General features: G+C 36.4%; 11 protein-coding genes. All 11 read right to left on the minus strand.

Features of this window, described 5'->3' with window-relative positions; genetic code table 11:
• A partial coding sequence (locus AC1DPQ_RS08810) for a glycosyltransferase (RefSeq protein ID WP_477608875.1) occupies positions 1 to 86 on the minus strand: 86 nt, incomplete at its 3' end.
• Positions 79 to 1,218 (minus strand): glycosyltransferase, encoded by a 1,140-nt coding sequence (locus AC1DPQ_RS08815; RefSeq protein WP_477582690.1) that lies wholly within the window; start codon positions 1,216 to 1,218, stop codon positions 79 to 81. The genes AC1DPQ_RS08810 and AC1DPQ_RS08815, both read right to left, overlap by 8 nt.
• Positions 1,215 to 2,438, minus strand: coding sequence for a glycosyltransferase family 4 protein (locus AC1DPQ_RS08820; protein ID WP_477608867.1), 1,224 nt, complete (start codon positions 2,436 to 2,438; stop codon positions 1,215 to 1,217). The genes AC1DPQ_RS08815 and AC1DPQ_RS08820 overlap by 4 nt, the downstream gene beginning before the upstream one ends.
• Positions 2,438 to 3,094 carry a class I SAM-dependent methyltransferase gene (locus AC1DPQ_RS08825; RefSeq protein ID WP_477585256.1) on the minus strand — a complete coding sequence of 219 codons (657 nt, stop codon included), beginning with the start codon at positions 3,092 to 3,094 and terminating at the stop codon, positions 2,438 to 2,440. The genes AC1DPQ_RS08820 and AC1DPQ_RS08825 overlap by 1 nt, the downstream gene beginning before the upstream one ends.
• Positions 3,085 to 3,813 carry an FkbM family methyltransferase gene (locus AC1DPQ_RS08830; RefSeq protein WP_477608869.1) on the minus strand — a complete coding sequence of 243 codons (729 nt, stop codon included), beginning with the start codon at positions 3,811 to 3,813 and terminating at the stop codon, positions 3,085 to 3,087. Before AC1DPQ_RS08830 ends, AC1DPQ_RS08825 begins: the two co-directional genes overlap by 10 nt.
• A gap of 71 nt (positions 3,814 to 3,884) precedes the next feature.
• Positions 3,885 to 5,057, minus strand: a complete 1,173-nt coding sequence (locus tag AC1DPQ_RS08835; protein WP_477585258.1) for a glycosyltransferase — start codon at positions 5,055 to 5,057, stop codon at positions 3,885 to 3,887.
• Positions 5,044 to 6,162: a DegT/DnrJ/EryC1/StrS family aminotransferase gene (locus AC1DPQ_RS08840; RefSeq protein ID WP_477608871.1), complete on the minus strand. Its 1,119-nt coding sequence runs from the start codon at positions 6,160 to 6,162 to the stop codon at positions 5,044 to 5,046. Before AC1DPQ_RS08840 ends, AC1DPQ_RS08835 begins: the two co-directional genes overlap by 14 nt.
• Positions 6,162 to 6,914 (minus strand): class I SAM-dependent DNA methyltransferase, encoded by a 753-nt coding sequence (locus AC1DPQ_RS08845; RefSeq protein ID WP_477578798.1) that lies wholly within the window; start codon positions 6,912 to 6,914, stop codon positions 6,162 to 6,164. Before AC1DPQ_RS08845 ends, AC1DPQ_RS08840 begins: the two co-directional genes overlap by 1 nt.
• Positions 6,898 to 7,347 carry a cupin domain-containing protein gene (locus AC1DPQ_RS08850; protein ID WP_477578800.1) on the minus strand — a complete coding sequence of 150 codons (450 nt, stop codon included), beginning with the start codon at positions 7,345 to 7,347 and terminating at the stop codon, positions 6,898 to 6,900. The genes AC1DPQ_RS08845 and AC1DPQ_RS08850 overlap by 17 nt, the downstream gene beginning before the upstream one ends.
• Positions 7,344 to 8,588, minus strand: coding sequence for an ABC transporter ATP-binding protein (locus AC1DPQ_RS08855; protein WP_477578802.1), 1,245 nt, complete (start codon positions 8,586 to 8,588; stop codon positions 7,344 to 7,346). Before AC1DPQ_RS08855 ends, AC1DPQ_RS08850 begins: the two co-directional genes overlap by 4 nt.
• A 6-nt stretch (positions 8,589 to 8,594) precedes the next feature.
• Positions 8,595 to 9,321 (minus strand): ABC transporter permease (locus AC1DPQ_RS08860; protein WP_477608873.1); only part of this gene is annotated, 727 nt, incomplete at its 5' end.

Raw genomic sequence — 9,321 nt, forward strand, 5'->3', positions numbered from 1 at the left:
GTTTGATCCAATACAGATTGAATGGTCGCTTCGATAAATCGCTCTGCGTTATATGTAGGAATAATAACTGAAACTAAATCATTCATTTAAAATCAGGGATAACCGTTGGTGGATAATGGTAGGATTGAAATCAGTTTCTGCCAATCGAATAGCTTGAAGGCGGCATTCTTCCCAAAAATCTTTGGTTTGTAAACGTTTGATCATAGCGGAAATATGAATCACCGAATCGTTATTCACGTAGCATAACCACTTATGTTCTTTCGCCCAAAGGCCAATAGCACTCTTCTCAGGTGCAATGATCAGAATTGGCATTCCTAAATGACAAAATTCAGCGAATTTGCTCGGAAAACTGTGTGTTGCCCTAATTTCCTCAGCTAAGTTAAAAGAGTAAAATATGAGCAATACATCCATCTTTTCTAGTAACATGGTGAAAAGGTCATGAAGTTTTTCCAATGGCCTCCTTATTTTTATTCCTTCACAATCTCGAAATCGATCAGCTATGGCGAGGTCTGAATTCGTAACCAAAGTTAATTGCCCATTCATCGATTGTGCTGCCTTAAATATTTTCTTGATCAGTTGGTCATGAAATGGAAGTATCGTTCCAGCATAGCAAAGCTGAAGTCCCTTAAAATTTACTTTAGCCAAATCTTTCTTTCTGGAGCTGCCTTCTGGAATAGGATAGATTACAATAGCGTTTTTCCCACCATTTTGCTTCAGCAATTCTTGCATAGGTTTTGAAACAACAAAGAAATGTTTACAGTGACGAATGATGTTTTTGAGGTTGCCCAAGCTGAATAGATGGCCTTCAAAATATTTGCTGAAAATATTGTCATCGTGGAAAAAAAGATAGTAAGGCAACTTTGTTTGTGAAGCTATGATTTGTGCTAAAAGACTGCCCGTGTCTTCTAAAATCCCCAGAATTTTATCTCCCTTTTGAAAAATTAATCTGTTTTTCAAAAAACGGTAGTGAAGCCAAAATCGGAATGTTGAAAGCAATGGAGTATATTTTCGCAAGGGCGGATGCCACCATCTCTTTGGGATATTGATTTGGGTAAATTCAGTCCTTACTCCATGATTTGGACTACAATTCAAAAAGACGATATGATGCCCTTCTTGTTGGAATCTCTTCAAATGCCTGTAGATCACTACACTGCCACCACCTCCATCTTTCAATGGAATAATGGTACTTGAAAAATAAATTGTTGTGGGGGTGGTCAAAAATTAAGAATTGTATCTATTTTTTTTACAGAATTGTGCCAAGAAAATTGCTCGTGGGCATAAATCAGTACATTTTGATACATTTTTTGCTGTAATTCATCATCCGCTAGAATAGCTGCTAAGACTTCTGTAATATTGTCTTGATTAAAACTGACCCCATTCTTTCCATGATCGGTCAACGTGCTGAAAGCTTTAATTTTATTATGTAATACTAAAACATTTCCATAACAAGCTGCCTCTACTGCTGCCAATGGAAAACCTTCCCACAATGAACTTAAGCAGAATAATTTTGAGCGATTGTAAATGGCATACAATTGGGCAGGATCGGAGATATTTCCAGTAAATATGACCTGATCTTTTAAATGAGGATAATTTTCGAAATATTTATTGATATAACCTTTAAATTCAGGTTCGATTGGCCCGACGAAATAGAATTTCCAATTTGGGACAGACAATTTTGGAATCGCTTCTAACAATAGCTCATTGTTTTTTTGTGGATTACCAATTCTTCCAACAGAAAGTAAAATATTCTCTTTTTCCGCAAAACTTTTCACCCCTTTGGTTAGGGCAAAAAGACGATCCAAATCGGCACCATTAGGTATCATTGCCATCTTCTTTTCAGGCACTCGATATCTATCTTTAAAATAGCGGTAACCATCTATAGATTCTGCAGAAATTAATTTTACCATCCTAAAGAATAACGGTAATAGCACTTGCTGATAGCCCCAGCTTTTTACTTTTCCTAATATTCCAGCTGAGTTGAATATGCTGGCTTGATTTTTATGGAAATCTAAATCAATATCTAGTTTTAGGTAAATTTTCCCATGAGGATGAAAAAATTTATATACAATGGCATAAAAAATATTCTCAGAGCTAAAATGGAATAAGTTGAGGATTTCTATTTCTTTCGCATGCTGCCTGATATAGGCATAAATAGATCGTTCAAAAAATTTACCTCTACCTTCGTTTGGTAAAAAGTGGAGTTTTAAACCAGGAACTTCAGTTTTTAAATAAGGATAATTAGCCTCAATAACATTTGTTTCAGTTGGAGGTTTTTTCCATGGGCCGGCTTTTCGACCTCCTTCTAATGAATGGAAATAAGATACTAATGTTGAATTATACCCCAAAATTTTAAAAAATTGATAGGGAATTTGACCAGTATCCTTTTTTAGTTCAAGGTTTTCGATGTGCGGAACAATGGTTACAAAGGACCTAGACATTATTTGGTCGCAATAGAAATTTGATCATAGGAAATGGTAATCCCTGCTCTTATTGCTTTAGTAAATGGAAAAAATGCCAATAATCTGTTGTACCATTTGATGTATCTTATTTTATTTTCATTCACCGTAGAAGCCCAAGGAATAAGTGGTGTGTAAGGTTGGTCTGTAAATCTTTCTCTCTCCAAGCTTTCGAAAAGTGTGAGTACATTCATCAAGCCTAATTCTTCATATAGTGCAGCCATTCCTTCGGGATAAATCCTCCAACAATCTACCGGAGCTTCATGATAAGGCCAACTAATTGGTGAGATAGTAATGATCAGCCCTCCTGGTTTTAATATTCTTTTCAATTCAGCAAACCAGGTCCAAAATTTACGTACATGTTCCAGCACATTAGAAGAAATAATAATATCATAAGTATCATTTGCTATCGGATAATTATATTCATCAGTCGACAAAATGTCTAAATCCTCATTCTTAGCATTGCTAGTTCGCTCGCCCGCCACTATATTTAAAGTATGCCAGGTGATAGTAGGATTGCCAATCATAGTAGAAAAGCTAGAAGGAATCATGTCAGGACCAATCTCTAAAACTTTTAGGTTATTTTTAAAATATGTTTTTGCATATTTTTTGAATAATAATTCACTGTTTAAATGCATGATTGGTTCAGAACTGTTGTGAAAAAAAGATTATTGTTAAGTTTTACATACGCAAAGTAATAGGGTGATAGCGCATCCATTACTGATGATGTACTACCAGGTCTCATGTCTTCATGGGTTTCTATCATTAAGTTTTTTACTTTTGATAGCCATGAGGTGTTCTTTTCAAAGAGCTCTTTTTCACTTCCCTCAATGTCGATTTTAAGAATATCAATATGGTCTAAATTAAAATCACGATAAATGTCAGCAATTGAAATTCCATGAATGTCATAATTATTATTTGTACTTTCTGTAAGTTGAAATGCCCATTTGCTAGCCTTTAGATCAATAAATTTTAAATAGGTTTCGCAGTTCCATAGACCACGTTTTAAGATGGTGATGTGAGGGTATCCTGCTGTGTTTTTTTTGAGCATTTCATAATTTGAATCCTCGGGTTCAATACAGAAAAGCTGTGCATTAGGGTGTTCTTTCAATATGTATAAAGCAAAAAGACCAATATTTGCTCCAGCATCAACAACAATATTGTGGTCTTTTAAATCTAATAAGGCCTCATAATTTTGATCTATAAATATCTCTTGGAATACCCCAATATCAGAAGTGTTTTTTCTTAAATAGATTTTTTCCTTTAATCGCGGTAGTTGAAGTACGATCAGTTCATCATTGTCTTCCAGTTCAACTTGACGTAAGATACTTAATCCTTCGATACCAAAAGCCTTCATGTATTTTATCGCTCGCTTTTGAAGGTGCAGAAAACTGCGAATTTTTCCGAAAATTGACATGCTACATCAAGCTAATAATCCCATGTACTTCTTACATTAATCGACTCAATGAAGATTTGATTTAGTTTTTTCATGGTCTCTTCAATATTATATTTTGAAAGTTCTTTTTGGGTTACCGATTGATTTCGCAAATTGTAGAGTTGAATGAGGCTGTCATGAATTTCATTCGTACTTTCTGGATTGAAATATATGCCATAATCGCCCAATAACTCCCTATGTCCGTCAAAATTGGAACAAGCTACTCTACAATTTAAGGCTTGTGCTTCCAACAATGGCATATTGGTTGGCCCAAGATATGTAGGCATCACTAAACCTAAAGAATGCATATAGAGCCATTTGATGACCGATTTTTCGACAAATCCAGCAAAAAAAACGCGATCAGCAATATTTAATTCATTAACTAAATCTTGAAGATAGAGCTTGTTCTTATAATCGCCACCGGTAAATACCAGTTTTACTTGAGGATACTTATCCAAAAACTGCTTAAAGGCCATAATCAGTCCATAATGATTTTTATGTGCGCCAAAAGCGGCAGGATAGAAGAAATATTCATCACTCTGCCCCATGAAATCAGGTTTTACGGGAGTGGTTTCGGATCCAACAAAACTCGCAGGGAAAAATGGCAATACTTTGATTTTATTGGGGAAATAATTGAGGTAATTGATCATTTCTATCTTACCTGCTTCAGAATCGGCGCAAATAAAGAGCGCCTTTTTTATCAATGTAAAATATTGTTCCCTACTATCGAAGGTATAGGCAAATTCATCAAAAACATAGGTGCTAAGTTGTCCTAAATCCCAATTGTTAACAATAAATGGGAAGTCTGTATACTGCATGAAATTAACGGGATAGAAAATCAATTTTACCCTATTCTTTTTCAGGATATCAAAATTGATTTGTTTTCGCTTCCTTCTAGATCTTCCGGTAAGATTCACGTCACAACGAAATAATTTATGGAATAAGTTGCTTAGTTTTCTGCTTAAAAAACTTTCCTCGCTTTCAAGTTTAATATAAGGTTTTTTGAATTTGCTATCTTTTAAAAAGCCAGTAAATACAATTTCTAACTCAGGATCAAACTCGAAAGTGTCGATATTTGTAATCAGCGCTTCAGGATAAGTGAATGAGCCTCCATTATGCGGAGATGTCTCTTTGTCAGCCCAAACAGCAATTTTAAATTTTTCCATTTAAGATTATTTTTACTACTTGGTTAGCTTCTTCTTCTGTAAGGCCCAAACCACTTGGCAAATAAAAGCCATTTCTAGCTAACCTTTCTGCAACAGGATAATTTTCATTTTTGAACAACCCCATTTTTTGAAATACAGGTTGTTCATGCATGCACCAAAAGAAAGGCCGGGTACCGATTTTGTTTTTGGTGAGATGCGCTATTATGTTTTCTTTTTCGGCTAAGGTTGGTGCAATCAAACCGAATATCCAATAAATATTCTTACTAAAATCTGTTTTTGCAAGAGGCAGCTGGTACCCTTTTTCTCGTAAGAAAGAAAGCCCTTGTTGGTAGCTTGCACCTATTTCTCTTTTCTTGATTATAAAACCTTCAAGTTGTTCTAGCTGGGCCAAACCTAGGGCTGCCTGTAGGTTTGTCATTCGGTAGTTCCAGCCTATTTCGTGATGGACAAAGCGAGGACCATCAGGCTCAAAGCACAGGTTCCGGAGTTTTTTACATCTATCCGCCAGCTCTCGGCTGTTAGTGAGGAGCATACCGCCTTCGCCGGTAGTAATATGTTTATTTGGATAAAAACTAAAAATGCTGATGTCACCAAAACTACCGCACATTTTGCCTTTATAGGTTTGGCCGTGCATTTCTGCTGCATCTTCGATTATTTTTAGCTTATATTTTTTTGCCAATGCTAATATGGGATCCATATCAACTGGGAGACCGTAAATGTGTACTACCAAAATCGCCTTCGTACGAGCGGTTATTTTGGACTCAATTTGGGTCACATCCATATTCCAAGTGATTGGATCACTATCTACTAAAACTGGCAACGCACCAGCGGTAACCACAGATTGCGCTGGAGAGATAATCGTGAAAGTAGGCATAATTACTTCGTCTCCATGGCCAATATTTAAAGCTTTAATCGCAATATCTAAGGCTGCAGAACCGTTACTAACCGCAATTCCGTACGAACTACCAATATATTTACTAAACTGTTCCTCAAATTTAGTAATAAAAGGGCCTTCGCTACTGATCCAGCCTGTTTCAATACACTCAGTTAAGTATTTTAATTCATTGCCATTGAGCAGGGGAGTGTTAACCGGGATCGGATGCATTATAATTTTTTTAAAATATAACAAACGCCCCAAGTTTCGACTGTGGGTATGTTCTGACTCAGAAATTCTTCATTGTGAATTAGCTCAAATCCTGTGGCATAAGCTAGTAATTCTATTTCTGGCCTGCTGAAATGCCGCATTGGATGTTGTTCTTTAAAGGATTGAATTGTACCGTCTTTAAGGTCGTTTACGGTAATATCATAATTAACTTCAACAACATTTAATTCGGGATAGATTACAGGATTTGCATTTCTAGTAACCTCAATATTTTGATTTCGAAGTATTTTAGTTCGTTTTTCCGGTATTTGGAAATGTACGGCAGCACTGTGCCAAACATCGAAAATGAATAGACCATCTCTGTTTAAGTTCTGATGAACATTCTTGAATGTCTTGATCAAATTTTCATTGGTAGTTAAGTAGCTGATCACATGGAAAAGAGATATGGCAATATCAAAAGAGATGTTTGATCTAAAGTCAGTAATATCTGCAATTTGAAAACTCACTCCCTCTTTTTTATTCTGGTTCGCAATTTTGACCATTTCAGCACTCTGCTCAATACCGAGAATTTGATATCCTTTCTCTGCCAACAAGTTTGCATGTTTGCCAGTTCCCGAGCCTAACTCTATAATTTTATTGCCTTTAGAGTGGTATTTATCAAGTAAACCAATTAGATAGGCGGTTTCTGCCACGTAATCTTTGTCTCTATAAAGCAAATCGTAATATTGACTATAAAGCTTAAAGTTTTGGCCCATTACCTTTGGTTATTAAGTTGATGTTTTCAGGCTTGTAGTCAAATCTAATTTTGTCTTCATCACCACAATAGGGGCCTTGCTTAATTTCGATCATTTCGGAGTTTTCTAACATTTCGAAACCATGTCCGCCAGCTGCCAATAAAATTACATCGCCAGTTTCTACAATTCTACTTTGCAGGTAGACTCGTTCATCATCATAAAAATCTACCCTAACTTTTCCTGATTTAATATAAAGCACTTCTTGGGTAAGAACAACCTTTCGCTCAACTAGACTGTGCACATGAGGATCTATAACATACCCTTTAGGGCGGTTCATATAACCGAGCTGTTGAGAAAAGTCGCCAGGGGTAAAAAAAGAAATACCTTCCTTTTTATAGTGGGCGCGTATTATTATTGATAAAAGTTGCTCTCGGTTTTTTACTTCTTCGATCATGGGATTAAGTAAGAGTTTGCAATTTGCGATCCTGTTCTGGTAGAGAATGGAAAAGTACGTTTTGGTGTGGGCGAATCAATAATTTCAAATCCTAACTTATCATCTACCCAATCGTAAGTTTCTGCTTCACTAGCACCTAGCCAGGCATAAACGGTGTATTCATCAGGTATGAAGCTATTTAAATGTACAATACAGGTATAAACTTTATCTTTATCCTCAAAATTAATGTAATTATCTAAAGATGGAATTGCCTCCATTATAGTAACACTAGCACTATTTTTAATGCCAAATACGGCAAATGCAGCTGTTGAGAATAATGTTTTGTTAACCTTAAATTTTATTTGAAGTGTATGAGAGGGTTGGGATCCTCCAAGTTGTAATTCGATGTTTGTAAATTTTGGGTTTGAGACAATATTTGACGTCGTGTATTCGCTAAATAAAAATTGGCTTTGGTTTTTCAAATAATAGTCGACAGCTTTTTGTGATGTTCCTGTAAAGTTACACAGTCCATTTTCAAGTACAATCCCAGATCTACAAAGTTCGGTTACCGCGCCCATATTATGGCTCACAAACAGCACTGTTCTTCCTTCTCCCTTGCTCACTTCTCCCATTTTGCCTAAACATTTTTTCTGAAATTCTGCATCGCCAACAGCCAATACTTCGTCTATAATCAATATTTCGCTTTCTAAATGCGCAGCTACGGCAAAGGCTAATCTGACATACATGCCGCTGCTATATCTTTTTACTGGCGTATCTAAATACCGTTCTATCCCAGCAAAATCTACAATTTCATCAAGCTTACGTTGGATTTCTTTTTTACGCATGCCCAAAATGGCGCCATTTAAAAAAATATTTTCTCTACCGCTCAACTCTGGGTGGAAACCAGTGCCTACTTCTAATAAACTTGCAATTCTGCCTTTACCTGATATTTTTCCAGTAGTAGGGGCAGTAATCTTGCTTAGAATTTTTAGAAGGGTACTTTTGCCAGCTCCATTTCTGCCAATAATTCCTACGGCATCGCCTTGCTCTATCTCAAAATCAATGTTTTTTAAGCTCCAAACTATATCGCTATTGCTTTTGGTATTTTGGTCATTGGTTTCGCCAATTCTTAAAAAAGGATCTTCCTTGCCACGGATGCGGGCAAACCAACGTTCCAAGTCCCTACTAATGGTTCCAGTGCCTATTTGGCCCAATTGGTAAGCTTTACTCAGGTTTTCTACTTTAATGGCTATGTTCGACATGGGTGGTTAAACAGTATCAACAAAATTCTTTTCCACTTTATTAAAGGTTATTATTCCGATGAGCAGAATGATTAGCGTTAACACTGAGGTATAGCCTAAATAGGCCCAGCTAAAAGATCCATTCCCCAGAAAACCATATCTGAAAGTTTCAATAAGGCTTGTCATTGGGTTAAATTCGATTAACCAACTGTACTTAGGATATTTTTCAATCGCTGTAGATAGTGGATAAATTACGGTAGTAGCATACATTAGCAACTGCACGCCAAAACCGATCAAGAATGACAAGTCTCTATATTTCGTGGTCATAGCAGAGATGATCATTCCCAAACCCAGGCCCAATAAGGCCATTAAAACCAATATTAGTGGGAATAATAAGATTGCCCAGGTGATGTTAAAATTTGCGCCAGAGAAATAATAATAAGCCAATAAGATGAGAAACAATACCATCTGTACCCCGAAACGCACGAGGTTACTCACCACAATGCTTAATGGCATAATTAACCGTGGGAAATATACTTTGCCGAAAATACTGGCATTGTCTTTAAAAACAGAGGAGGTTTTGGTTAAACAATCTGCGAAATAATTCCATGCTGTAATGCCAGCCATGTAAAATAGGGGTTTTGGTAAACCATCAGTTGAGATACCAGCGAGGTTGCCAAAAATAAAGGTAAAGATAATGGTGGTAAACAAGGGTTGAATAAAAAACCAGAGCGGTCCTAAAATGGTCTGCTTG

It is taken from the genome of Pedobacter sp. 01T416_2 (assembly GCF_056398925.1).

Bases quoted from the DNA above. Each gene is read 5' to 3' on its own strand.
- AC1DPQ_RS08840 (WP_477608871.1), bottom strand. From the start codon at position 6,162: ATGCATCCGATCCCGGTTAACACTCCCCTGCTCAATGGCAATGAATTA.
- AC1DPQ_RS08845 (WP_477578798.1), bottom strand. From the start codon at position 6,914: ATGGGCCAAAACTTTAAGCTTTATAGTCAATATTACGATTTGCTTTAT.
- AC1DPQ_RS08820 (WP_477608867.1), bottom strand. From the start codon at position 2,438: ATGTCTAGGTCCTTTGTAACCATTGTTCCGCACATCGAAAACCTTGAA.
- AC1DPQ_RS08850 (WP_477578800.1), bottom strand. From the start codon at position 7,347: ATGATCGAAGAAGTAAAAAACCGAGAGCAACTTTTATCAATAATAATA.
- AC1DPQ_RS08830 (WP_477608869.1), bottom strand. From the start codon at position 3,813: ATGAAGGCTTTTGGTATCGAAGGATTAAGTATCTTACGTCAAGTTGAA.
- AC1DPQ_RS08835 (WP_477585258.1), bottom strand. From the start codon at position 5,057: ATGGAAAAATTTAAAATTGCTGTTTGGGCTGACAAAGAGACATCTCCG.
- AC1DPQ_RS08825 (WP_477585256.1), bottom strand. From the start codon at position 3,094: ATGCATTTAAACAGTGAATTATTATTCAAAAAATATGCAAAAACATAT.
- AC1DPQ_RS08855 (WP_477578802.1), bottom strand. From the start codon at position 8,588: ATGTCGAACATAGCCATTAAAGTAGAAAACCTGAGTAAAGCTTACCAA.